This is a genomic window from Streptomyces sp. NPDC001493 (assembly GCF_053597235.1).
Genome location: NZ_JBSFHV010000017.1, coordinates 134,109 through 158,306, shown reverse-complemented (window position 1 = coordinate 158,306; position 24,198 = coordinate 134,109). Strand labels below are relative to the sequence as shown.

At 71.7% G+C, this 24,198-nt stretch carries 22 protein-coding genes and 1 CRISPR repeat array; of the genes, 14 read left to right on the top strand and 8 right to left on the bottom strand.

Features of this window, described 5'->3' with window-relative positions:
- Window position 1 precedes the first annotated feature (1 nt).
- From ACWCWD_RS24000 to ACWCWD_RS23965, 8 genes are read left to right on the top strand one after another with little or no spacing between them, the layout of a single operon-like run.
- Window positions 2-1,219, top strand: a complete 1,218-nt coding sequence (locus ACWCWD_RS24000; RefSeq protein ID WP_450775431.1) for an MCE family protein — start codon at window positions 2-4, stop codon at window positions 1,217-1,219.
- Complete coding sequence (locus ACWCWD_RS23995; protein ID WP_450775429.1) at window positions 1,216-2,373, top strand: MCE family protein; 1,158 nt, start codon at window positions 1,216-1,218, stop codon at window positions 2,371-2,373. Before ACWCWD_RS24000 ends, ACWCWD_RS23995 begins: the two co-directional genes overlap by 4 nt.
- Window positions 2,370-3,638, top strand: coding sequence for an MCE family protein (locus tag ACWCWD_RS23990; RefSeq protein ID WP_450775427.1), 1,269 nt, complete (start codon window positions 2,370-2,372; stop codon window positions 3,636-3,638). The genes ACWCWD_RS23995 and ACWCWD_RS23990 overlap by 4 nt, the downstream gene beginning before the upstream one ends.
- Window positions 3,635-4,156 carry a hypothetical protein gene (locus ACWCWD_RS23985; RefSeq protein WP_450775426.1) on the top strand — a complete coding sequence of 174 codons (522 nt, stop codon included), beginning with the start codon at window positions 3,635-3,637 and terminating at the stop codon, window positions 4,154-4,156. The genes ACWCWD_RS23990 and ACWCWD_RS23985 overlap by 4 nt, the downstream gene beginning before the upstream one ends.
- Window positions 4,153-4,869, top strand: coding sequence for a hypothetical protein (locus ACWCWD_RS23980; protein ID WP_450775425.1), 717 nt, complete (start codon window positions 4,153-4,155; stop codon window positions 4,867-4,869). Before ACWCWD_RS23985 ends, ACWCWD_RS23980 begins: the two co-directional genes overlap by 4 nt.
- Window positions 4,870-4,925: 56 nt before the next feature.
- Complete coding sequence (locus ACWCWD_RS23975; protein ID WP_450775423.1) at window positions 4,926-5,456, top strand: hypothetical protein; 531 nt, start codon at window positions 4,926-4,928, stop codon at window positions 5,454-5,456.
- Between the two features lie 47 nt (window positions 5,457-5,503).
- A complete protein-coding gene (locus tag ACWCWD_RS23970; protein WP_450775421.1) occupies window positions 5,504-6,259 on the top strand; it encodes a hypothetical protein in 756 nt (251 codons plus the stop codon).
- 19 nt (window positions 6,260-6,278) lie between these two features.
- Entirely contained in the window at window positions 6,279-7,553 is a 1,275-nt protein-coding gene (locus tag ACWCWD_RS23965; protein WP_450775419.1) for a hypothetical protein, read from the top strand.
- A gap of 97 nt (window positions 7,554-7,650) precedes the next feature.
- Window positions 7,651-7,984: direct repeats of the CRISPR family, unit length 29 nt; unit sequence GGGACCATCCCCGCACGCGCGGGGAGCAC.
- A gap of 188 nt (window positions 7,985-8,172) precedes the next feature.
- Here the strand turns inward: ACWCWD_RS23965 and ACWCWD_RS23960 are convergent.
- Window positions 8,173-8,976 (bottom strand): helix-turn-helix domain-containing protein, encoded by an 804-nt coding sequence (locus tag ACWCWD_RS23960; protein ID WP_450775417.1) that lies wholly within the window; start codon window positions 8,974-8,976, stop codon window positions 8,173-8,175.
- A gap of 117 nt (window positions 8,977-9,093) precedes the next feature.
- Between ACWCWD_RS23960 and ACWCWD_RS23955 the strand changes: the two genes are divergently transcribed.
- Entirely contained in the window at window positions 9,094-9,516 is a 423-nt protein-coding gene (locus tag ACWCWD_RS23955) for a nuclear transport factor 2 family protein (RefSeq protein WP_450775415.1), read from the top strand.
- Window positions 9,513-9,875: a DUF1330 domain-containing protein gene (locus ACWCWD_RS23950; RefSeq protein ID WP_450775413.1), complete on the top strand. Its 363-nt coding sequence runs from the start codon at window positions 9,513-9,515 to the stop codon at window positions 9,873-9,875. The genes ACWCWD_RS23955 and ACWCWD_RS23950 overlap by 4 nt, the downstream gene beginning before the upstream one ends.
- Window positions 9,876-10,001: 126 nt before the next feature.
- Here ACWCWD_RS23950 and ACWCWD_RS23945 read toward each other — a convergent pair whose 3' ends face one another.
- Both ACWCWD_RS23945 and ACWCWD_RS23940 read right to left on the bottom strand, forming a co-directional pair.
- The gene (locus ACWCWD_RS23945) at window positions 10,002-11,240 is read right to left on the bottom strand and encodes an IS701 family transposase (protein WP_450775411.1); all 1,239 of its coding nucleotides are present in this window, start codon (window positions 11,238-11,240) and stop codon (window positions 10,002-10,004) included.
- A gap of 68 nt (window positions 11,241-11,308) precedes the next feature.
- Window positions 11,309-12,373, bottom strand: a complete 1,065-nt coding sequence (locus tag ACWCWD_RS23940) for an ATP-dependent DNA ligase (RefSeq protein WP_450775409.1) — start codon at window positions 12,371-12,373, stop codon at window positions 11,309-11,311.
- A gap of 77 nt (window positions 12,374-12,450) precedes the next feature.
- Here ACWCWD_RS23940 and ligD point away from each other — a divergent pair, with 77 nt between their 5' ends.
- Together ligD and ACWCWD_RS23930 are read left to right on the top strand one after the other, a co-directional pair.
- Window positions 12,451-13,479: a non-homologous end-joining DNA ligase gene (gene ligD / locus ACWCWD_RS23935; RefSeq protein ID WP_450775407.1), complete on the top strand. Its 1,029-nt coding sequence runs from the start codon at window positions 12,451-12,453 to the stop codon at window positions 13,477-13,479.
- Window positions 13,476-14,621 (top strand): ABC transporter permease, encoded by a 1,146-nt coding sequence (locus ACWCWD_RS23930; protein ID WP_450775405.1) that lies wholly within the window; start codon window positions 13,476-13,478, stop codon window positions 14,619-14,621. The genes ligD and ACWCWD_RS23930 overlap by 4 nt, the downstream gene beginning before the upstream one ends.
- A 12-nt stretch (window positions 14,622-14,633) precedes the next feature.
- Here the strand turns inward: ACWCWD_RS23930 and ACWCWD_RS23925 are convergent, their stop codons facing one another.
- Window positions 14,634-16,826: a DEAD/DEAH box helicase gene (locus ACWCWD_RS23925; RefSeq protein WP_450775403.1), complete on the bottom strand. Its 2,193-nt coding sequence runs from the start codon at window positions 16,824-16,826 to the stop codon at window positions 14,634-14,636.
- Window positions 16,827-17,125: 299 nt separating this feature from the next.
- Between ACWCWD_RS23925 and ACWCWD_RS23920 the strand changes: the two genes are divergently transcribed.
- Both ACWCWD_RS23920 and ACWCWD_RS23915 read left to right on the top strand, forming a co-directional pair.
- Complete coding sequence (locus ACWCWD_RS23920; protein ID WP_450775401.1) at window positions 17,126-17,920, top strand: VOC family protein; 795 nt, start codon at window positions 17,126-17,128, stop codon at window positions 17,918-17,920.
- A 141-nt stretch (window positions 17,921-18,061) separates the two neighbouring features.
- The gene (locus ACWCWD_RS23915) at window positions 18,062-18,316 is read left to right on the top strand and encodes a WhiB family transcriptional regulator (protein WP_450775399.1); all 255 of its coding nucleotides are present in this window, start codon (window positions 18,062-18,064) and stop codon (window positions 18,314-18,316) included.
- A 36-nt stretch (window positions 18,317-18,352) separates the two neighbouring features.
- Here ACWCWD_RS23915 and ACWCWD_RS23910 read toward each other — a convergent pair whose 3' ends face one another.
- The 4 genes from ACWCWD_RS23910 to ACWCWD_RS23895 form a co-directional block, all read right to left on the bottom strand.
- The gene (locus ACWCWD_RS23910) at window positions 18,353-19,246 is read right to left on the bottom strand and encodes a chitosanase (protein WP_450775397.1); all 894 of its coding nucleotides are present in this window, start codon (window positions 19,244-19,246) and stop codon (window positions 18,353-18,355) included.
- 132 nt (window positions 19,247-19,378) lie between these two features.
- Complete coding sequence (locus tag ACWCWD_RS23905) at window positions 19,379-21,055, bottom strand: ABC transporter family substrate-binding protein (RefSeq protein ID WP_450775395.1); 1,677 nt, start codon at window positions 21,053-21,055, stop codon at window positions 19,379-19,381.
- A gap of 104 nt (window positions 21,056-21,159) precedes the next feature.
- Window positions 21,160-23,265, bottom strand: a complete 2,106-nt coding sequence (locus ACWCWD_RS23900; RefSeq protein WP_450775393.1) for a dipeptide ABC transporter ATP-binding protein — start codon at window positions 23,263-23,265, stop codon at window positions 21,160-21,162.
- Window positions 23,262-24,197: an ABC transporter permease gene (locus ACWCWD_RS23895; protein ID WP_450775391.1), complete on the bottom strand. Its 936-nt coding sequence runs from the start codon at window positions 24,195-24,197 to the stop codon at window positions 23,262-23,264. The genes ACWCWD_RS23900 and ACWCWD_RS23895 overlap by 4 nt, the downstream gene beginning before the upstream one ends.
- Between the last annotated feature and the right edge of the window lies 1 nt (window position 24,198).

The following is a 24,198-nucleotide window of genomic DNA, read 5'->3' as shown; positions in this document are numbered from 1 at the left end:
GATGAGACTCACGCGCGTCATCGGCATCGGCGCGGGACTCGCGGTCGTGGCCGTCGCGGCGACCTCCGGAGTGATGGCCCTCGACCAGGAGGGCACCACCACCGTCACCGCGTACTTCGACCGCGCCACCGGCGTCTACGCAGGCTCCGACCTGCGCATCCTCGGCGTCAAGGTGGGCAGCGTCACCGCCGTCGAACCGCAGGGCCAGGAGGTACGGGTCACCCTCCGCGTCGACAAGGACGTCAAGGTCCCCGAAGGGGCGCACGCCGTCCTCGTCGCCCCCAGCCTCGTCGCCGACCGGTACATCCAGCTCGCGCCCGCCTACACCGGCGGCGCCACCCTCGCCGACGGCGCGGTGCTCCCCGCCGACGGCAACGCCGCCCCCGTCGAGGTAGACCAGCTCTACGCCTCCATCACCGAACTCTCCACCGCACTCGGCCCGGACGGCGCCAACGCGAACGGGGCGCTGGCCCGGCTCCTCGACACCGGGGCCAAGAACCTCGACGGCAACGGCAAGGCCATCGGCGACTCCATCGAGGAGTTCGGCAAGGCGACGAAGACCCTCGACAAGAGCAGCACGGACCTCTTCGACACCCTGTCCTACCTCCAGTCCTTCACCACCATGCTCAAGGACAACGACGGCGAAGTCCGATCGGCCGAGCAGCAGTTGAACTCCGTCACCGGCTTCCTCGCCGAGGACAAGGAGAACCTGAGCGCCGCCCTGTCCGAACTCGCCACCGCCCTCGGCCAGGTGAAGACCTTCATCGAGGACAACCGCGAGTCGCTCAAGACCAACGTCGACGCGCTCGTCCCGCTCACCCAGATCCTCGTCGACCAACGGGCGTCGCTCGCCGAGTCCTTGGACACCCTCCCGCTCACGGCCGGCAACCTCGTCAACGCGTACGACCCCGTCAACCGCACCCTGGACGGACGGACCAACCTCAACGAGCTGAGCATGGGCGGCTACTTCCCCGACCAGCCCTCGGCCGGCGCCACCATGACCGGCACCGCGGCATCCGGCAGCGACGGCGCGGCGACCCTGAGCGGACTTGCCGCGGTGGACGCCTCCCGCCAGGCGGAACTGCCCGTCCTGCCGCTCCCCGCCGTCGGCACCGTCTACGGCACGCCCGAGAAGACGGCCACTGGTACCGAGGGCTCCGGGACCGAGGGCTCCGGGACCGAGGGCTCCGGGACCGAACAGAAGGAGGCCGGCCGATGAGCAGGGCCGCGTACCGACCCAGGGGCCGGGTGATCGCCGGGGCGGCCGGAGTGGCCGCGGTGGGCGTCGCCCTGGTCCTCGTCGTCACCCAGGTCGACGCACCGTCGTTCAGCGGGATCGAGCAGCTCCCGCTGCCCGGCGGCGCCGACCTCGGCGACCACCCGTACGAGATCACCGCCGAGTTCGCCGACGTACTCAGCCTCGCCCCCCAGTCCTCCGTCAAGGTCAACGACGTGGCGGTGGGCCGGGTGACCGGCATCGCGCTCGGCCGGGACGGCTGGACCGCGAAGGTCACCATGCGGATCAACGGGAACGTCGACCTCCCCGCCAACGCCCTCGCCCACCTCGAACAGTCCAGCCTCCTCGGTGAGAAGTTCGTCCAGCTCTCCCCGCCCGCCGAAGGCAAGGCCGAGGGCGCCCTCGCGGACGGCGACCGCATCCCGCTCGACCGCACCAACCGCAACCCGGAGGTCGAGGAGGTCCTCGGCGCGCTCTCCCTGCTCCTCAACGGGGGCGGGGTCAGCCAGCTCAAGACCATCACCACCGAGCTGAACAAGGCGCTCACCGGACAGCAGCCGGAGATCCGGTCGATGCTCCAGCGGGTCGACACCCTCGTCACCGACCTGGACGACCACAAGGAGGACATCACCCAGGCCCTCGACGGCGTCAACCGGCTCGCCGCCACCCTCGCCACCCGCAAGCAGGACGTCGGCACCGTCCTCACCGGCCTCAGCCCCGGCCTCAAGGTCCTGGAGGACCAGCGCGGCCAGCTGCTGACCATGCTGAGCTCGCTCGACACCCTGTCCACCGTCGCCGTCGACACGATCAACAAGAGCAAGGCCGACATGATCGCCGACCTCAAGGCCCTCGCGCCCACCCTCAAGGCGCTCGCCGACTCCGGCGACGCGCTGCCCGACTCCCTCCAGGTGCTCGCCACCTACCCGTTCACCGACGAGGTCCTGCGCGGCGTCAAGGGCGACTACCTCAACGTCTACCTGGACATGACCGCCGCCCCCGGCTCCCAGATCATCCCGCCGTACGACCCGAACGCGACGACCACCCCGGAAACCCCGACGGCGGAGACGGCGTCCCTCGCCTCCCTGCCCCTGCCGCTTCCCTCGGTGACCGCTTCGAGCGCAGGGAGCGACCGATGATCACCACGGCCATCCGCCTCAAGAACATTGCCTTCCTCGTGATCTCGGTGCTCGTCCTCGCCTTCCTCGGGTTCCGCTACGCCGACCTCGGCCACTACGTCGGACTGCGCGACTACTACACCGTCACCGTCCAACTGCCGCAGACCGGAGGCCTCTTCACCCACTCCAACGTCACCTACCGGGGCGTCTCGGTGGGCCGGGTCGGCCCCATCGAACTCACCGACGAGGGCGTCGAGGCCGAACTGCGCATCGACAACGACTCCCCGCCCATCCCCGACAGCCTCACCGCCGTCGTCGCCAACCTCTCGGCGGTGGGCGAGGAGTACGTCGACCTGCGCCCCACCCGCTCCACCGGCCCGTTCCTCGGCAACGGATCGGTGATCGACCAGGCCGACACCGCCATCCCCGCACCCCCCACCGACGTCCTCGTCAGCGTCAACGACCTGGCGTCCTCGGTGGACCTGGAATCGCTGCGCACCGTGGTCGACGAGTTCGGCACCGCACTGGCCGGCCGGGGCGACGACCTCCAGGTCCTGCTGGACACCGGCAGCGAGTTCGTCGACGCCGCCGACAAGGCACTCCCCGCCAACATCAAGCTGATGCAGGACGGCGAGACGGTCCTGCGCACCCAGGCCGAACAGGGCGACGCGCTCAAGGGATTCGCCGACGGCGCGAAGGACCTGGCCGCCGAACTCAAGGGATCCGACAGCGACCTGCGCCGCCTGATCGCCGCCACCCCCGGTGCCGCGACCCAGCTCAGCGCGCTCATGCGCGACCTCGACCCGGGCTTCGGCGTGGTGGTCGCCAACCTCCTCACCACCTCCGAGGTCGCCGTCACCCGCCAGCGCGGCATCGAGGAACTCCTGGTGAAACTGCCCGCCGTGGCCGCCGCCGGAGCCAGCGTGGTGGACGAGGACGGCGCACGGTTCGGTATGGCCGTCACCTTCTTCGAACCCCTGCCCTGCACCGCCGGATACGGCGACACCGTCTACCGCAACGGCCTCGACACCACCCAGGGCCCGGCGGTCAACACCAAGGCGCGTTGCACCGCGTCCCCCGGCACCGGCGTCGAGGTCCGGGGCCCGGCCAACGCCCCGAAGGGCGGCGCGGTCCCCGACCCGGTGAAGCCCGTGACGACCCTGACCGGCTCCGCGGCGGACACGCTCCTCCCCGGAGCGCTCTCCTCCGGCTCCGTCTCCTCCACCTCTTCCACGGCCCCGTCCACCACCATGGCCGGGCTGCTCGGACTGGGGGGAGGCGCGTGAGCGTACGGGCGAAGAACCTCAGCGGCTGGGCGGTCCTCCTCGCCGCCGTGCTCGTCTGCGCGCTGGGCGGCTGGTCGTACGCGGCGGCCCGGAGCGACGACTCCGTCCCGTACGCCAAGAGCCGGGACGCCGCCCTGGCCGCAGGCCGGAGCCAGGTGGCGCGGCTGAACAGCATGGACGGCACCGATGCCGCGAAGATCGACGCCGGGCTCGACGGCTGGCTGAGCGTCACCGCCGGGCCGCTCCACGACCAGCTGAAGAGCACCCGGAGCAAGGACGCCGCCGCGTTCCGGTCGGCCGGCACCAGCGCCAAGGGCACGGTCAGGGACGCGGCGCTCACAGCCCTCGACGAACGCGCCGGTACGGCGGAACTGATCGCCACCGTCGAGGTGAAGGTCACCCCGCGCACCGGAGCGGCCGGCACCGAACGCAAACGGTTCGAGGCCGCCCTGGAGCGTACGGGCGACGGCTGGAAGGTCAAGGCGCTCACCGCGATCCCGGTCGGAGCGGCCACATGAGCGGCGTGCGGACGGGCACGGCGGCCCCGCACGACCGGGGCGAGCACGACAGCATCGAGCACGGTGGCGGAGAGGCGGCGGCGGTGAGCGTTACCGGCCAGGACGTGGAGGAACGTTCCGAGGAGGCGCCCACCGCCACGGAGCAGGACACGGCCACGGTGCAGGACGCCTCCACGGACGGGGCCGCGTCCGGGGCGCCGTCCCCCGGCGTGAGGGCCCCCTGGCGGCGCGTCCTCGCGGGCGCCCTGGTCGTCCTGCTGATCGCCGCCGGAACCGGACTCTTCGTACGCGGCCGGCAGATCCGGGACACCCCCGCCACCGCCAACCAGGCCCTGACCGACACGGCCGCCACCGACCGCGTCACCGGTGACGTCAGCAGCGCCCTCGCCACGGTCTTCTCGTACGCGCCGGCCACCACCACCGCGACGAAGGCCTCCGCCCAGCACCTGCTGGCGGGAGCGGCGCTCAAGCAGTACGCGGCGCTCTTCGGGCAGGTCGAGAAGCAGGCGGCCGACCAGAAGCTGACGCTCACCACCAACGTCGTGCGCGCCGGGGTCACCCGGCTCACCGGCGACAGCGCCCACCTGCTGGTCTTCCTGGACCAGGTGTACGAGCGCGAGGGCAAGGCCGCCACCACGGCCGCCGCCCAGCTCTCCATCACCGCCCACCAGCAGGACGGCGTCTGGCAGATCGTCGACATCACCTCCAGGTGACGAGGCACAGCGACACGGTGCCGGCCCGCACGGAGCCCGGCAGGGGAGAGGCAGCGATGGCACGGGCAATCAAGGCGACGAACCCGCTGGTGCGGGCGGCGAGTGCGCTGGCACTCGTGGCGGCGGTCGCGGCGGGCTGGGGCGGCTGGTCCTGGTACACGGCGGCGCACGACGACTCCGCCTCGTACGCACAGGCCCGCGACGACGCCCTCGCGGCGGGCGAGCAGGCCGTGCAGAACATGAACACGCTCGACCACTCCCGGCTCCAGGAGGGCCTGGACAGCTGGGAGGACTCCACGACCGGAGACCTCCACCAGCAACTCGTCGACGGACGCGACGCGTTCGTGAAGCAGATCGAGACGGCGAAGACGAAGAGCACCGCCCAGGTGCTCTCCGGCGCCGTGACCGAACTGGACGAACGGGCCGGCAAGGCGAGCCTGATGGTGGCCCTGCGCGTCACCGTCACCGCGCCGGAGGGCGACCCGGCGGTGAAGGAGAGCCGGATGCTCGGCCAGCTCACCCGGACCTCCCAGGGGTGGAAGCTCAGCGCCCTCGGCCAGGCCCCCGTCGGCAACACCGCCGGCTGACGCCTCCACTCCCGCCACCCCGCCCCACCCCGAGAGGAACCCCGGACATGTCGACGACCCGTCACCTCGTCAACCGGCAGCGCAGACTGGCCACCGTCGCCGCCGACCGCGCCACGGCGCCCCACGCGACCTCCCCGGACGCCGAGGAAGCGAACGCGACGGCTGTCGCCGACGATCCGGAGCCGTCCGGCGCAGCCGACGAGGACGAGGACGAGCGCTCCCCGGCCGAGGCGGAGACCGAGTCGGAGGCCGAAGCGGAGACCGAGTCCCCGGAGAGCCGGACCCGCCGCCTCCGTATCAGCCTCCCCGCCCTCCTCTGCGTACTCACCGTGCTGCTCGGTGTCTTCGCCGCCTGGGCGTTCACCTCCGCCGCCACCCTGCGCGACGACCCGAGCCGCCGGAACACCGCGCTCACCGACATCGCCCGCACCAGCGAGGTCAAGGGGCAGATCACCGAGGCGGTCGGCGCCGTCTTCAGTTACGACTACGCCTCCACCGAGAAGTCCGACCGCGCCGCCAAGACCTACCTGACCGGCAAGGCGGTGCAGCAGCACCAGGACATGCTCGCCCAGGTAAGGGAGCAGGCCCCCAAACAGAAGCTCGTCCTCACCACGACCGTCACCGAGAGCGCGGTCGAGCGGCTCGACGGCGACCGGGCGAGGCTCCTCGTCTTCGCCGACCAGAGCAACACCCGCACCGGCGCCAAGGAGGAGACGACCTACGCCGCGGCCATGTTCGCCGTGGACGCCGTCCGCAAGGACGGCCGCTGGCAGATCGCGGCCATCGACACCTTCACCCAGTGACCCGGGGAGAGACGGACAGATGAGGTTCAACGGCTCCATGCGGCGCGGCATCACCGGCACGGCCACGGCCGTCGCCGCGATGGCCGCACTCACGGCCTCGCAGGCACCGGGCTACGTGGGCGTCGCGCACCAGGACGAGGCGAAGAACGTGGCCACCGACGAGGTGGTCTGGACGCACGTGCCCAACGACGACTCGTACCACACCGAACTGCCGCCCCTGAAGTCACCGGCCCCGCTGACGCCACCGAAACCGGGCGTGAAGCAGACCCCCGCCCTCGTCCGCGCCTGGGCCGAAGCCGGCATCCCGTCGACCGTGCTCGCGGCGTACCGCAGGGCCGAGGCCACCGTCGCCCGGACCGACGGCTCCTGCCGGCTGCCGTGGCAACTCCTCGCCGCCATCGGCAAGGTGGAGTCCGGGCACGCCGCCGGCGGCAGGGTGGACAAGGCCGGTACGACCCTCTCCCCGATCCTGGGCCCGGTCCTGAACGGTGCCGGGTTCGCCAACATCCCGGACACCGACAACGGCGCCTACGACGGCGACCGCACCTACGACCGGGCCGTAGGGCCGATGCAGTTCATCCCGTCCACCTGGGCCCACTGGGGCCAGGACGGCAACGGCGACGGCCTCCGGAACCCCAGCAACGTCTACGACGCGACGCTCGCCGCAGGCCGCTACCTCTGCGCCGGGACCCGCAACCTCTCCGTCGGCGCCGACCTCGACCGCGCGATCCTCAGCTACAACCACTCGGACACCTATCTGCGCACGGTGCTGTCCTGGATGGCCTACTACGGCGACGGAGCCCACCCGGTCCCGGACGGCCAGGGCCCCCTGCCCACCACTCCCGGCGCGGGCGGCCCCACCGAACCGTCCGCCCCGGTCGGCGGCCCCGGCACCATCATCATCGGCCCCCAGCCCTCCGGCAGCCCCCGCCCGTCCACCTCACCCACCCCCACCCCGTCCGGCTCGCCCGACCCCGGCACCACCCCGGACCCGAGCACGACCCCGGACCCGGGCACCACGCCGGACCCCAGCACCACGCCCGATCCGAGCACCACGCCGGATCCCAGTACGACCCCGGACCCGAGCACCACGCCCGACCCCGGCACCACGCCCGACCCGGACCCGACCGACACCGGCACCCCCGACCCCACGGACCCGGCCACCACGGAACCCACGGCCCCGGCCACCACCGACCCCGAGCCCACCTGCACGGACCCGGCCGCCGACCCTTCCGAGGACCCCGAGGCGACGGAGGACCCGTGCGTGAATCCGACTGAGGGGGCTGCGGAATAGGGCATCTGCGGACGGACTCCGCACCCCGGGACGGACGATGTCGGCCCCGCACGCGCGGGGAGCACCACACGGCGTACCAGGTGCCGTCCGTCGCCGTGGGACCATCCCCGCACGCGCGGGGAGCACGGCTTCACCGGCCCCGGCCCGGGGGGACTCCAGGGACCATCCCCGCACGCGCGGGGAGCACTGATTCAGCTCCTGGTACCGGCCCAGCACCCTGGGACCATCCCCGCACGCGCGGGGAGCACCCCCAGCCAACGTCGCGGGTGGTCGGGCGCGTGGGACCATCCCCGCACGCGCGGGGAGCACGCCGAGGCGTACAGGGTCAGCTTCACCTGGACGGGACCATCCCCGCACGCGCGGGGAGCACACACGATCGCTGACTCCAGCTCGTCGGCGTCGGGGACCATCCCCGCACGCGCGGGGAGCACCCTTCCTGACCTGCTGGGCTATCGCGTCGGCAGGCCGAAAATGACCAACTTCTCCGACTCCGGCATATCAACCATGTGACTCGTCCGCATCCAGGTTGGGTTCCTCAGTCCCACGGCCGCCCCCGTTCTCCCTCAAAGCGGCCGCCACGCCCACGAGTCGGCGACCGAGCAGGCCACCGGTCCGCCCGTCATCCGGTCCGCAGGTCCCCAGCACCGAAATGGCGTCGGGTCTCCTCGTCGGCCGGGAGGAAGGTCTCCAGATGCAGCCCTTCCAGGGCCGCATCGGTGGCCGTGCTGAGAGTGGCGGAGGTGCTGAAGAACCGGAGTGGGGTTCCCCCCACGTCGATGGAGAGGGTGACTACCGGTCCCGTGGCCGGGGCGGTGGTGCCGGTGGCGTCGGTCCCGTCGAGGTATCGGGCGATCTCCGTGGCGAGCGCGTGGTGGCGTTGGTCGTGGGTGCGCTCGGCGCGGTGTTCCACCTGCCGCAGCAGATGGCTGCCCCACTCCTCAAGGTTGCCGATCCGGCCCGCCAGCCCGTCCGGATGCAGGCAGACCCGGGCCACGTTGACCGGCGGCTCCAGGAGTTCCGGCGCGCATCCCGTCAGCAGGCCCTCCGCGGCGGCATTGGCGTCGACGATGTCCCAGTGATCGTCCAACAGTAGCGCGGGGTAGGGCAGATGGGCGTCGAGAAGTCGGCGCAGGCCGTCCATCACCACCTCGACCGACACGTCGTCCCACGGCAGATCCCGATAGTGCGGTGCGTAACCGGCCGCCAGCAGAATGCGGTTGCGGTCCCGCAGTGGCACATCCAGGCTCTCGGAGAGATGCACGATCATCTCCGGGGTCGGGTGGGCCCTGCCGGTCTCCACCCGGCTGAGGTGTCGCGTGGACACCCGGGAGTGGTTGGACAACTCCTGCTGACTGAAACGGCGTCGCTCACGCCACATCCGCAACAGCGCGCCGGGCGGCGGTCCTTCGATGGCGATCCTCATGTTCGCGAGTCTAGAAGCGTGCGTCCGAGGGGCCATGACCTCCGGGGTCATGGATCGGCCGACCCGCCCGGGCCAGGATTCCGGCATCGGCCGAACCGGACGAACGGAGAGACGGACATGGCAGACAGCACAGTCACGACAGGCGCCGCAGGCACCACAGTCACGACAGAAACCGGAGGCACCGCAGGCGCCGCAGACACGGTCCAGCACTACCTGGCCACCTGGAACGCGAGCGGCGAGGAGACGGCGAAGCTGCTCTCCGAGCACTGGTCGCCCGAGGTGACGTACACCGATCCGTTGGCCGAGGTCTCCGGCCACGAGGGGATCGCGGCGGTCATCGACGGCGTCCGGGAGCAGTTCCCGGGGCTGGTGTTCACCCAGGTCGGAGAGGTGGACGCCCACCACCGGCAGCTGCGGTTCCGCTGGGGCCTCGGCCTCCCGGGAGCCGAACCGTTGGTGATCGGCTTCGACGTCCTCGTGCTGGACGAGTCCGGACGGATCCAGGACGTGCGCGGTTTCCTGGACAAGGTGCCGGCATGACCACGCCGCCGCGCGGTTACGCGATCGGCTACCTGAGGAACGTCGAACTCGGCCCGGACATCGCGGAGTACATCGAGCGGATCGAGGCCACGATGGCTCCGTACGGCGGTCGCTTTCTGGTGCATGGCGGACGGCTCGCCGCGTACGAGGGGGAGTGGGACGGCGACCTCGTCGTGCTGGAGTTCCCCGGCCTCACCGCCGCGCAGGAGTGGTACGAGTCGCCCGCCTACCAGGCGATCCTGCCGCTCCGCACCGAGCACGCGACCTCCATGGTCGCGCTGGTCGAGGGTGTGGGGGAGGACTATCACGCCGCCGACAAGATCCGGCGGCTCTTCCCGCCCCGGGACGCTTTCCACTAGTAGTGCTTCGTTAGGTTCTGGATCTGTGTCTGGTTCGGTTGCGGGGTAGGGGTCGGTTGCAGGTGGTGCAGGTGCCGGTCCAGCCCTTCAGCAGGTTCTGGAGGAGGTCCAGGATCTGGTAGAGGGTCAGGCCGGCGTGGGTACTTTTGGGTCGAGCCGCCTGAGGGTGAGGAAGGCTTGGGCGGCGGTGACGAGGGTGACGTGGTGGTGCCAGCCGCGCCAGGTGCGGCCTTCGAAGTGGTCCAGACCGAGACCGTGTTTGAGTTCGCGGTAGTCGTGTTCGATGCGCCAGCGCATCTTCGCCCACCGCACCAGCTCGGCGACAGGTGTCTCGGGCGGCAGGTTCGATATCCAGAAACCCGTCGGGGTCTCCTGATCGGCAGGCCACTCGACCAGGACGGTGGAAGTGGGTAGGACTCCGTCCCAGCGGTTGCGTCCGCCGCCTGCGGCTTGGGCGGCGGCCAGGGACTGCCTGCCCGCCGTCCGAACCGTCAGGACCGCGAACCGTGAGGTCATCGCGCCTTTACTGCCCTGTCGCCAGGCCACCTCGGTGAAGTGGTCGGCGGCAGCGGCCTCGGCAGCGTGGACGGTAAGTGCTCGCGGCGCCGTGCGGTATCGGGCCAGCGTCGGGGGGCCAAGTCCTCCGTAATCCGGCTGGTGCGGCTCGATGTTCAGCTCGTGGGCGACTTCCTTCCCGGTCAGTGCCAGCACATAGGACAGGCCGCGTTCCTGAAGGCCGTGGCGGAAGGGAGTGCTCACGCCGTAGCCCGCGTCGGCGACCACCACCGGGGCTTTTAGCCCCCACTCGGTCACGTTGTCCAGCAGCCCGAGCGCGAGCCGCCATTTCTCCTGATGGACGGTGCCGTCGGGGATGCCCGCCCGGTGGCAGCGGCCCGGCTCGTCCGTCCACTCACGGGGCAGATACAACTGCCAGTCCAGCGGACACGACGCCGTATCGGTGGCGGCGTGGACACTGACCGCGACCTGGCAGTTCGCCCGCTTCCCCAGGGCTCCGCAGTACTGACGGGCCACCCCGGCCGAGGCCCGGCCGCACTTGGGAAACGACACGTCGTCGATCACCCAGACCTGTGGTGTGATCGCTTCGGACAGTCTCCGGGCGATCCGCTGCCGCACCGGCAACGGATCCCACGGCGACTGATTCACGAACTGCTGCAGAGCCTGCATGTTCCCGTCCGGCAACCGCTCCGCCATCGGCTGGATCGACTTACGCCGACCGTCCAACATCAGGCCCCGCAGATAACACGCACCCCACCGCCGCTGATCCCGCCGCGGCAACGACCCGAACACATCACCCACGAAGTCCGCCAACTCACCCCGGAGCCGCTCGACATCCCCCAGTTTCACACTCGAAGGATGCCCACCACCAGGAAAGATCACTCAAGGTAACGAAGCACTACTAGCGGAGACCCGCCTCACCCCGCCCCCGACAGCACCTCCGAGAGGTCGTACCGCACGGCTTCCTCCAACTGCCCGTACGTGCAGCCGGAAGGGGTGCGGTCGGGGCGCCACCTGCTGAACTGCGTGGTGTGACGGAACCGGTCGCCCTCCATGTGGTCGTACCTCACCTCGCAGACCCGCTCCGGACGCAGCGGCACCCACGACATGTCCTTCTTCCCCGACCACCGGCTCGGCGCCCCCGGCAGCCGGGCACCCTCGTGCGCCTCGGCGTCCGCCCAGGCGCCCCAGGGGTGTTCTGCGGCCGGGGTCCTCAACACCGACAGCTCGTCCGCGAGTTCGGCCCGGCGTTTCATCGGGAAGGACGCGCAGACACCGACGTGCTGGAGTGTGCCCCCGTCGTCGTACAGCCCCAGCAGCAGCGAACCGACGACCGGGCCGCTCTTGTGCTCGCGGTAGCCCGCCACCACGCAGTCGGCGGTCCGCTCGTGCTTGATCTTGAACATGGTGCGGGCGTCGGGCCGGTAGGGCAGGTCGAGCGGTTTGGCGACGATCCCGTCCAGCCCCGCGCCCTCGTACTGGTCGAACCACCGCTGCGCGACCTCCCGGTCCGTGGTGGCCGGGGCGAGGTGGACCGGGGGCACCGCACCCGCGAGCGCCGCCTCCAGCACCGTACGCCGGTCCGCCTGCGGGGTGCCGAGCAGCGACAGGTCGTCCAGGGCCAGCACGTCGAAGGCGACCAGGGACGCGGGGGTCTGCTCGGCGAGGAGGCGTACGCGGGACTCCGCCGGGTGGATGCGCTCGCTGAGCCGGTCGAAGTCGAGGCGCCCGCCGTGCGCGAGCACGATCTCCCCGTCGATCACGCAGCGCGGCGGCAGCGACTCCAGGACCGCCGGGACCAGCTCGGGGAAGTAGCGGGTCAGCGGCTTGCCGGTACGGCTGCCGATCACCACCTCGTCCCCGTCCCGGTGCACGATCGCCCGGAAACCGTCCCACTTCGCCTCGTACTGCATGCCCGGCGGGATCGTGGCGACGGACTTGGCGAGCATCGGCTTCACAGGGGGCATCACCGGCAGGTCCATGGTCCCGATTCTGCGCGAAACCCCACCGCCCGTCCTTCGATATGCGGCATTTGCGTACCCCGCCTACGGTGGCCGACATGGGAGCTGCGGTGGAACTCGACGTGGACGGGCGGCCGGTGCGGCTGTCCAACCCCGACAAGGTGTACTTCCCCGAGAAGGGCTACACCAAGAGGGACGTGGCGGAGTACTTCCTCGCCGTGGGCGACGGCATCACCCGCGCACTGCGCGACCGTCCCACCACCCTCCAGCGCTTCGTCGACGGCGTGGAGGGCGAGTTCTTCTACCAGAAGCGGGCGCCGAAGAAGGTGCCCGACTGGATCCCCACCACCCGGATCTCCTTCCCCAGCGGCCGGCACGCCGACGAGATCTGCCCCGCTGGTCTCGCGGCGGTCCTCTGGGCCGCCAACCTCGGCACCCTCACCTTCCATCCCTGGCCGGTACGGAACACCGACACCGACCACCCCGACGAGCTGCGCATCGACCTCGACCCGCAGCCCGGCACCGACTACGCCGACGCCGTCGAAGCCGCGCACGAACTCCGCATCGTCCTGGAGGAGCACGGACTGCGCGGCTGGCCCAAGACCTCCGGCGGTCGCGGCATCCACGTCTTCGTGCCGCTGGTCCCCGAGTGGACCTTCACCGAGGTCCGCCGGTCCGCCATCGCGGTGGGGCGCGAACTGGAGCGGCGGATGCCCGATCGGGTCACCACCGCCTGGTGGAAGGAGGAGCGCGGCGAGCGGATCTTCGTCGACTACAACCAGACCGCCCGCGACCGGACCATCGCCTCCGCCTACTCCGTACGCCCCTTCCCGCACGCCCCGGTCTCCGCCCCGCTGCGCTGGGAGGAGATCGACGACGCCGAGCCCCGCGACTTCGACATCAGGACCATGCCCCAGCGGTACGCGAAGGTGGGCGACGTCCACGCCGACATGGACCAGCACGCCTTCCGCCTCGACCTGCTGCTGGAACTCGCCGCGCGCGACGAGCGGGAACACGGCCACGGCGACCTGCCCTATCCGCCGGAGTACCCCAAGATGCCCGGCGAGCCCAAGCGCGTGCAGCCCAGCCGCGCCCGGCACGACGAGGAACCGGAGACCGACGGGTGAGCGGAGAGCGCACGCCGCCGGAGGGAGCCGACGACGGTGGGGGAGCCACCCCCGACGGCGCAGGGGGAGCCACCGCGGCGCCCGGCCGCGCCCCGCACGGCGCGCACGGCCGGCCCTCCACCGCGCGGGACAAGTGGCGCGCCTTCAAGGAGTCGCCGTACTTCCCCGCGACCGTGCTGCTGTTCATCCTCGCCGCCGCCGCGGGCCTCTTCGCCGGCTCGTACACCTATGCCATGGCCAACCCCACCCCGCACCGGATTCCGGCGGCCGTGATCGGCGAGCCCGCCTCGCCGCGCGGCACCGCGTTCGTGGCGGGGATGGAGAAGGCCCTCAACACCTCCCTGGTCCTGCACGAGTACGACACGATGGCCGAGGCCGACGAGGCACTCCAGGAACAACGCGTCTTCACCATCCTGCGCGCGGACAACGACCGGGTGCACCTGGACGTCGCCGCCGCCTCCGGCGCCTCCGTGGCCCAACTCCTCGCCGAGGCGGGGGAGAAGGTGGGCAAGGAGATCGGAGTGCCGGTCATCGTCCGGGACGTCAAACCGCTCCAGCCGGGCGACCCGCGCGGACTCGCGCTCTTCTACATCTCGCTCGCCGCGGTCATCCTCGGCTTCGTCGGAGCCATCCAGCTCAGCGTCCACGCCCGCAGCCTGACCCCGCCCGAACGCATCCTCTTCACCGTCGCCCACGCGCTGTTCGGCGCGTTCGCCATCGCCGCCGTCGTGGACTGGGGACTCGGCGCACTGGACCTGCCGTTCCTCCAGTCCTGGCTGATCCTGGCGTTCACGATGTTCACCAGCGCCATGGTCTTCACCATGTTCAACACCCTCATCGGACGCTGGGCGATGCTCCCGACCTGGGGCGTCATGGTGCTGCTCGGCAACCCGTCGTCCGGCGGCGCCGTCTCCTGGCCGCTGCTGCCGTCGCTGCTCGGGCACATCGGCCGCTGGCTGCCCCCCGGCGCCTCGGTCAACGCCCAGCACACCGCCGTCTACTACCACGGGCACCAGTTCCTCTTTCCCTACCTGGTGCTCGGCGTCTGGGCCCTGGTCTCCTGCGCCGTGTTCTGGACCTGGCGCCACCGCCACCCCGGCGGCCGCCCCAAGCCCGCCGAGCACGCGGCCGCGTCCGGCTGAACGCCGTCGCGCTCAGTCGGTGGGGGACACCGCCGCGAGGCGCAGCTGCTCCTCCTCCACGATGAGCCGGGCCAGCGCCCCGTCCGACACGTCCACGGCCTCCGGCACCGCCTCGGCGACATCGCTGCGCCGGGCGTACGCGTCGAACGCCCGGTCCTTGCGGGCCAGCAGCGCCATCATCCGCTGGTCGACGCTGTCCGCCGTGAGCAGCCGGTGCACCTGGACGCCGCGTATCTGACCCATCCGGTGCGCCCGGGCCACGGCCTGGTGCTCCAGGGTCGGTTTGATCTGCGGCTCGCAGAGGATGACCACGGAGGCGGCCTGCATGTTCAGCCCGGTGCCGCCCGCCTGGATCTGGCTCAGCAGTACCGCGTGCCCGCGCGCCGCGCCGAACGCGTCCACCAGCTCCTGCCGGCGGCCCGCCGCGACGTTCCCCGCGACCGGCCCGAACACCCCATCGCCCAGGGCCTCGCGGACGGTCGCCAGCACCTCGCGGAAGTACGAGAACACCACCACCTTGTGCCCGTTGCCGGCCGCCTCGGCGACGAGCTCCCGCAGCCGCGCCAGCTTCGCCGACGCCTCGGGCACCGCGTACGCGGCCCGGCGCATCCGCATGAAGTGGCCGTCGTCCACCGCCGCCCGGTAGGCGCGCAGATCGGCCTCGCTGAACTCCACCCACTCGTCGGCCCGTACCAGGGCGGGCAGTTCGGGGAGCACGTCCTCCTGGTTGCGCCGGAGATAGGCGGGCGCCACCGCGCGACGGAAGGCCAGGGAACCGGCGGCGCCCTGCACGCCGTCGACCGAGGGCGCCAGCTCGGGGCGGAGCAGGCGGATCAGGTTACGGAACTCCGCCACCCGGTTCTCCATCGGCGTGCCGGTGAGGAAGAGGACGTGCACGGCCCGGTCCGCCCACCCCGAGACCGCCCGCGACCTGCGGGTGCCGGGATTCTTCACGTAGTGCGCCTCGTCCACGACGAGCATCGCCGGCCGCACGCCCGCCGCCTCCGCCTCGGGCAGGGCGTGGAGCGCGTCGAAGGTCGTGAGCGCGACCCCGCCCGAGCGGAGCCACTCACCGAACGCGTCGTTCCGGTCGGGGCCGTGGACCGGCAGCACGCCCAGCGTGGAGCGGGCGCGGATCTCGCGCGTCCAGTTGACGAGCACGCTCGCCGGGCACACCACCAGGAAGTGGCTCCCGCCGCCCGCCGCCAGGTGCGCCAGCGCCGCGATGGCCTGCACCGTCTTGCCCAGACCCATCTCGTCCCCGAGCACCACCCGTTTCTGGGCGAGCGCGAACCGGGCCCCGAACGACTGGTAGCCGCGCAGCGACACCCGCAACCGCGAGTCGTCCAGCCGCAGCCCGCGTACCCGGTCCGCGATCGCGGACGGCAGGAACCCCTCGGCGGCTTCCCGGTCCGGGCCGGTGCCCGACAACTCGGCGAGCAGACCGTAGTACTCGGCCGACCGCAGCTCGAAGTCGACCCAGGCCGACGCCTCCGGCTCGTCGGCCCGCAGCAGATCGACGCACACCTGGCCGAAAAGGAGCGGAAGCCGCTGCTCCTCGGCCTCCACCAGCACCGTCCGCACCGTCTCCACCGCCGCCGCGACCCGTCCGCGCGCCTCCCGGCCGAGGAAGAGGGGGCGCAGCCGCCCTCGGGCCGGTGCCGCCGAGGCCACCGGCTCCGCCAGTCGCCCGATCAGGCGCACCGCCGCCTCGCGGGCCCGCCGCGCGTCGGGGCCCGCTTCGACCAGCCGGTGCAGGGCCACCACCAGCGCGCCGGTGGCGGGGTCCGGGGCGTCCGCGTCGAGCCGTACCGCGACCGTGTCGCGGACCGCGTGCGCGAGCTGCTCGGCGGCGGCCAGCGCCTGGTCCGCGGTCTGCGCCCCGACCCCGGGCAGCCGCCGGAGCTCGTACCGGCTGCTCGTGCGCACCGCGCCGACCGTGCGGAACCCGGCCTGTTCGAAGGCGGTGATGCGCAGCCGCCCCTCCGTCACGTCGCGGAGCCGGGCGACCGGGATCGCCTCCAGCTCCCGGCCGACCAGGGAGGAGACGAGGGGGTCGAGCACGGAGCGTACGGCGTCCAGCGCGCGGTCGTGGTCGGCGGGCACCGCGCGGGCCGCCGCCAGCAGCGCGTCCGCGTCCGCGAGCAGCGGCCGGACCGTCCTCCTGGCGCCCGCCCCGGTGCCCGTGGTGCCGTCCTGTGGCATGTACGTACGTCCCTCTGTCCCGCCCGCCGCCCCGCCCGTCCCGGGACACCACGCAGGGGTCCCGCGGGCCCCCATGGTTTCACGAGCGCCCGGTGGGAGGGCGGCCACCGCCCCGGCGGCGGAGACCGGATCGTGCGGGCCGGGCGTTCCTCCTCCGGCCGGCCGTCCGCGGACTGCGGCGTCCGGCCACCGGTGGCAGACTCGAATGGCCAGGGAATCCCTGCGCGAGACCACGACCACGACCTGCACTGACGAGTCAAGCGGGGCGTCAACGGGCCCCGCTGGAGGAGCGCAGCGCCATGCTCGACCCGACCTTCGTCCCGGGCGCCCCGAACTGGATCGACCTCGGCACACCCGACCTCGACGGAGCCACCACTTTCTACCGGGGCCTGTTCGGATGGGACCTGGTCCCCGGCGGCCCCGAGACCGGCGGCTACGGGATGTACACCCTGGACGGCCGGACCGTCGCCGGGGCGATGACCGTCACCGACGAACAGGCCAAGCCGACGTGGTCGGTGTACTTCCAGTCGCCCGACGTGGACGCGACCGCCCGCGCGGTCGAAGCCGGGGGCGGAAACGTTCCCTTCGCGCCGATGGACGTGCTGGAGTACGGCAGGATGGGCGGGTTCACCGACCCCGCGGGCGCCTACTTCGGCTCCTGGCAGCCCAAGCAGAACCCCGGACTCGGCGCGACCCAGGTGCCGGGCACGCTGATCTGGTCCGAGCTCTACACCCCGGACGTGGAGGCGGCGAAGGCGTTCTACGGAAGCGTCTTCGGCTGGGACGCGGAGGCCACCGAGTTCCCCGGCGGCACCTACACGATGATCCGCCCGGCCGGTACGGAGGGCGACGAGGCCGCGTTCTTCGGCGGGCTGGTCGGTCTGGACGAGGTGCCGAGCGAGGCGCGGTCGGGCCCGCACTGGCTGCCGTACTTCTCGGTGGACGACGTCGAGGTGGTGCTGGGCGACGCGGTCCGGCTAGGCGGAGCGGTCACCCTCGGGCCGATGGAGATGGAGAAGGTCGGCGTGATGGCCAACGTCACCGACCCGTACGGGGCTTCCTTCGCCGTCATCAAGCCCGCGCCGATGGACTGAAACGCCCTGGGTGATGTCCGGCGGATCACGGCCGGGGTCGCCGTCGCGGCCCCCGTCGACGCCCCGTTCCCGCACCGGCCGAGGGCGTGGCCAGAAGTGATCGTTCAACGGATGTTTATTGACGGGCGGCATGCTGGGCGCATGCTGATCAACACCACCACCGAGGACGCACTCGCCTGGCAGGAATCGGCCCTGTGCGCCCAGACCGGTCCCGAGTTCTTCTTCCCCGCACCGGGAAGCTCGACGCGCGAGGCGAAGCGGCTCTGCTTCGCCTGCGAGGGCCGGATCGCATGCCTGGAGTACGCCCTCGCCAACGACGAACGCTTCGGCGTCTGGGGAGGCATGTCGGAGAACGAGCGCGACCGGCTCCGCCGCTCCGGCCGCGCGAGCGCCTGACCGGGGAGCCGCCGGAGCGCTCTGCCGCGGCGGGCCTCAGGCGGCCGGGATGCGGAAGGTCTTCCCGTACACCCGCCACTCCAGCGGGGTGGCCAGCTTGAAGTTGCCGTCGTCCAGGAACTTCATCTGCATGGTGTCGATCCGGGAGGTGTCGCGCCCCTTGCGCTTCGCCAGGATCGCCTTCTTGCTCGCGTCCAGGAAGATGTCGAGGTACTCCTCCTCGTCACCGCCCTCGGCCACCGTGTCGGCGTCCGCCAGAGCCGCTTCCCGGATGCCGTAGAAGCCCGTGGCGCTGTCGTCGGGCCCGTGCAGCACCATCGCGTCGTAGTAGATGAACTGGCCGAGGGGCCCCAGCCCGTCGAGCTTCGCCTGCCGCACGGCCGGCTCGAAGTAGAGGCGGTCACGGGTGTCGTCCTGCGCCGAGCGGAACGCCTGGTCCTGTGCGGCCAGCTTCCAGGCGTCGGTGAACCCGGGGTCCAGTCCCTCGTGCGACCCGCTGCCGTTCACCTTGCGCAGCGCCGGCAGGAAGGGCGCCAGCGGATTGTCCGGGTGCGCGGCGGTGTAGCGCTCCACGAGGTCCAGCATGTCGCTGGTGCCCGAGCAGAAACCGACGATCCCGGCGGTGTAGCCCAGGCCGTCCCCGGTGTCCCCGATCGCCCCGTACCGGCTCCGCCAGTCGAGCGTGGAGCTGTTCGCGCTGGAGACCAGCTCCGAGGCGATCTCCTTCATCGCGGGGTCCGCCAGTCCCGGAGGCTGCTCCGCGATCTCGGCGTCCTCCTCGGCGCGGATGTCCGCCGCCGACTGCTTCTCGTTGGCCGCCGACGGCTGCCCGGTGTCCGAGGGGAGTTCGTCGCCGGAACCCCCGAAGACGAGGGAGAGGACGATGATGACCGGGACGCCGATGACGGCGAGACGTATCGCAGGTTTCACGCGGCACAGTCTAGGGCGGTTCACAGGAACCCCACGGGTCCCCCCTGACCCGGCTCCTCCCCGGGCCCGCCGGGGCGCTTCCGTGGGGTGATTCCTCCGGAAGCGCCCGTCGCGACAGGGGCCGCGGGCTGCCTACTTCTGCCAGCCGACCGTCTCCGGGAGCGGGTTGTGGAAGATGGTCGCCCCGGCGTTGGCGAGACCGCTCTTCACCGCGTACGTCGACGGGCCGCTGAACAGCGGCAGGAACGCGTACTCCCGCAGCGCCTTCTGCTCGACGTCGTTGACCGCCGCCACCTGCTCGTCGAGGTCGGCGATCTCGGCGGTGGCGCGGATCTCGGCGTCCAGGGCCGGTGTGCCGGCACCGGTGAGGTTGGAGTCACGGTCCGAGCAGTAGAAGTCGCAGAGGTACCGCGCGCCGAACGGGTCCATCGAGCGGTTGCCCGACAGGAAGAGGTCGAACTTGCGGTCGCTGAGGATGGTGGCGAAGTCCGCCTCGTCGGCCTTCTTGACGACCAGGTGGATGCCGACCGGCTTCAGCATCGCCGTGAAGGCACCGGCGAGGGCCTTGTCGAGCGGATCGTCGCCGAGGAGCGTGTAGCCGATTTCGAGCTTCTTGCCGTCCTTCGCCCGGACGCCGTCCGCCTCCGCCTTCCACCCCGCCGCGTCGAGCGACTTCTTCGCCTCCTCGGGTGCGTACGTCAGCACGGAGGAGACATTGTCCCGGTAGCCCTTCTGGAAGCTGTAGAGCACGGCCGAACCGGGCAGGGGTTCGGAGTAGTCCAGCCCCTGGAACTGGATCTTCGCGATCTGGGCGCGGTCGATGCTCTCCTCGACCGCCTTGCGGACCTCCGCGTCCGCGAGGACGGCCGACTTGGTGTTGAAGTACAGCGAGTACTCGAAGGGGCTGCCGCCGCTGCGGATCTCGCTCCCCTTCAGCCCCTTCACCTGGTTGAGGCTCTCCGCGTCGACGGCGGAGGCGAGGTCGATCTCACCGTTCTTGAACGCGTTGACCGCGGCGGTCGACTCCAGGTTCACGTAGACGCGCTTGTCGAGCTTGCCCTTCCTGCCCCACCACTTCGGGTTGCGGACGAAGGTGATGTTGCCGGAGTGGGTGTCCCAGGAGCCCACGGTGTACGGACCCGCGCCCCACTCGGGGTGCGCCTTCTTCACGTAGGCGTCGTTGAAGTGGGCGACCGTGGCGGCCTCGGGGTGCAGGAAGGTGGTGAACAGGCTCGACCAGGAGGCGTTGACCCCCTTGAAGGTGATGACCGCCTGCTTGGCGTCCGCCCCCTTCTCGACCGAGGTGATCCGGTCGTAGCCGTCCGTGGAGGCGGCGAACTTCTTGTCCGAGCCGTTGTTGGCCTTCCAGGTCGCCTCGATGGCGGTCCAGTCGATCGGTGTTCCGTCGTTGAAGACGGCCTTCGGGTTGATCGTCAGCGTGACCTTCTGGTTGCCGCCCTCGACGGCGACCTTCACATCGCTGTAGTAGTCCGGGTTGTACTGCACCTCGCCGGTCGGCGAGTAGGTGATCGCGTCCGCGTTGTACCAGGCCCATACCCGGGCGGCGGTCAGGGTGGAGTTGACGTTGAAGGGGTTGCCCTGGTCGTCGAAGGTCCCGACCGTCGTGTACGTACCGCCGTCCTTGATCTTGTCGTACGGCTGCGGGTTGTAGTCCGCGGCGCCCGAGGCGGCGGCCGGGACGTTCTTCTCGTCCGCCCGGGGGGTGTCCTTCCCGGAGGAGGAGCACGCGGTGGCGGTGACGGAGATGGCGGCGATCAGGGCGAGCGGCAGTGCCAGTCGTGCGCGCATGACGGGACGGTTCCTTCGGAGTCGGGGGTGGGGGAGTCGGGACGGAGGGCCGACGCGGGTCCGGTCGGGGCCGGCCGGTGCGACGGACAGGGGCCGTGGAGTGCTCAGACGGCGTGACAGGCGTAGCTGTGGCCGGGGCGCCCGGCCACCCGCGTCGGCGCGGGGCGTTCCGTACGACAGCGCTGCCGTACGCCCTCGTCGGCGAGGCGGTACAGCGGACACCGGTCGACGAAGACGCAGCCCGCGGGCAACCGGGTGGCGCTCGGCTGCTCGCCCTGGAGCACGACGCGCTCGCGGGTGCGCTCCAGCCCGGGGTCCGGCACCGGGATCGCCGACAACAGGGCCTTGGTATAAGGGTGTTGCGGATCGGCGAAGAGGCTCTCGGTGTCCCCGGTCTCCACGACGTGGCCGAGATACATCACCGCGATGCGGTCGGAGACGTACCGGATCACGGCCAGGTCGTGCGCGACCACCAGGTAGGCGATCCCGAGTTCGCGCTTGAGCCGTGCCAGCAGGTTGATCACCCCCGCCTGTACGGAGACGTCGAGCGCGGACAGCGGTTCGTCGAGGACCAGCAGCTTCGGCTCGGTCGCCAGGGCCCGGGCGATACCGACCCGTTGGCGCTGACCGCCGGAGAGCGCGGCGGGGAAGCGGTCGCCCACCGCGGTGTCCAGGCCGACGAGGCCCAGCAGTTCGGCGACCCGGGCGCGGATCGCCCCCCGGTCCCGCCGGATCGCCCGCAGCGGCTCGGCGAGCAGCTCGGAGACGGGGAGCCGCGGGTCCAGGGCCCCGAACGGGTCCTGCATGACGATCTGCACGTCACGCCGCAACTCCCGTACCGCGGCGGCGGAACCGAGGGTGGCGAGATCCCGTCCGGCGACCTCGATCCGGCCGCCCTCGGGCCGCCTCAGCCGGAGGATCTCCAGCAGCGTGGTGGTCTTGCCGCTGCCCGACTCGCCCACCAGGCCCAGGGTTTCGCCGGCCCGGAGCTCGAACCCCACGCCGTTGACGGCGCGCAGGGTGCCGACCCGGCGCTTGAGGACCGCGCCCCTGGTGACGGGGAAGGTCTTGACGAGGTCCTCCACGCGCAGCACGACCTCGCCCGTGCCCGGTGTGCCGGAGGACGGGGTGCCGGAGCGCCCTCCGGAGAGCGGCGCGACGGGCACGATGTCCCCGGCCGGGTCCAGGGTGCCGCCGTACGTCTCCTCGGCGCGCAGGCAGGCCACCTCGCCGTGCCCGCCGATGTGCCGCAGGGCGGGTTCGTCGGCGCGGCAGGCGTCGAGCGCGACCGCGCACCGGGGCGCGAAGGGGCAGCCGGTGGGGAGGCCCACCAGGGCGGGCGGCTCCCCGGCGATCGGCAGGAGCGGCCGGTGCACCCCGCTGTCCACGGTCGGTACGGCGGCCAGCAGCCGCGCGGTGTACGGCATGGCCGGCCGCCGGAACAGCTCGTCGACGCCCGCCCGTTCCACGATGCGGCCCGCGTACATCACCGCGACCTCGTCCGCGTGACCGGCCACCACCCCGAGGTCGTGGGTGATCAGGACGAGCCCGGCACCGGTCTCGCGCTGGGCGAGCCGCAGGACGTCGAGGATCTGGGCCTGCACGGTGACGTCGAGCGCGGTGGTGGGCTCGTCGGCGACGAGGACGGACGGCTCGTTGGCGATCGCCAGCGCGATGACGACGCGCTGGCGCATCCCGCCGGAGAACTCGTGCGGGAAGGACGTGGCCCGCTCACGTGGATCCGGGATGCCGACGAGGTCGAGCAGCTCCACGGCCCGCTCCCGGGCGGCGCGCTTCGACAGGTCCTGGTGGACCCGGAGGGCGTCGGAGAGCTGCCGGCCCACGGAGAAGATCGGGGTGAGGGCGGAGAGCGGGTCCTGGAAGACCATGCCGATGGACTTGCCCCGGACGCCGGAGAGCTCCTTGTCCCCGAGCCCGACCAGGTTCCGCCCGCCCAGCAGCACCTGGCCCCGCAGTTCGGCGGTGGGCGGGAGCAGGCCCATGATGCCCATCGCGGTGGCCGACTTCCCCGAGCCGGACTCGCCGACGATCCCGAGCGTACGGCCCGGCAGCAGGTCGAAACCGACCCCGCGCACCGCCTCCACCCGGCCGGCCTCGGAGGGGAAGGAGATCCGCAGATCCCGCACCGAGAGCACGGGGGTGGCGGCGGTGGGCGGCACGGGTCCGGGCAGCGGAGTGGTGAGGGTCATCGTCGGCCTCCCGCCGCACCGGTCGCGGACGTGGGATCGAGGGCGTCCCGCAGCCCGTCGCCGACGAACGTCATCGACACGGTCAGCAGCACGACCAGGCCCGCCGGGAAGGCGAAGAGCCAGGGCGCGCTGGTGATGGCTCCGGCACCGTCCGCGAGCATGGTGCCGAGCGAGACGTCGGGGGTCTGGACGCCGAACCCGAGGAAGGACAGCGCGGTCTCGCTGAGCACGGTGGCGACGACCCCCAGCGTCAGGTTGACGATCAGCAGCGAGCCGAGGTTGGGGATGATGTGGCGCAGGATGATGCGTAGCGGCCGGACCCCCATGAACTCCGCCGCCGTGACGAAGTCCCTCTCGCGCAGGGAGGTCGAGACCGACCAGATCACCCGGGCCGTGGACATCCAGCCGAACACCGTCAGCACGACGATGAGGACCCGCCAGTCGCCGGCCAGCCGGTGGGAGACCAGGGCGAGGATGAGGAAGCTGGGGACGACCAGCAGGAAGTGGATGACGGCGAGCGTCGCCTTCTCGGTCCGGCCGCCGAAGTACGCGGCGCTGGAACCGATGACCGCCGCGACCACGACGGTCAGCACCGACACGCTCACCGCGATGACCAGGGAGCGCTGGAGACCGTGCACGGCGGACGCGTAGATGTCGTTGCCGCCCTGGTTGGTGCCGAACCAGTGGGCGGAGCTCGGGGCCTGGGTGAGCGCCGCGAAGTCGGCGTCGGAGTACGCGTACGGGGTGAACAGGCCGCCGAAGGCGCTGAAGAGCACCAGCGCCACGAAGATCACCACGCCGAGGACGGCCAGCCGGTTGCGCAGGAACCGTCGCAGATGGAGCCGGGCCAGGCCGAGGTGCCGGGCGTCCTTCGTGGGAGGCGCCGCCTGCGGGCGCGGTGCGGCCTTCCCCGTCGTCAGGTCTGCCGCCACG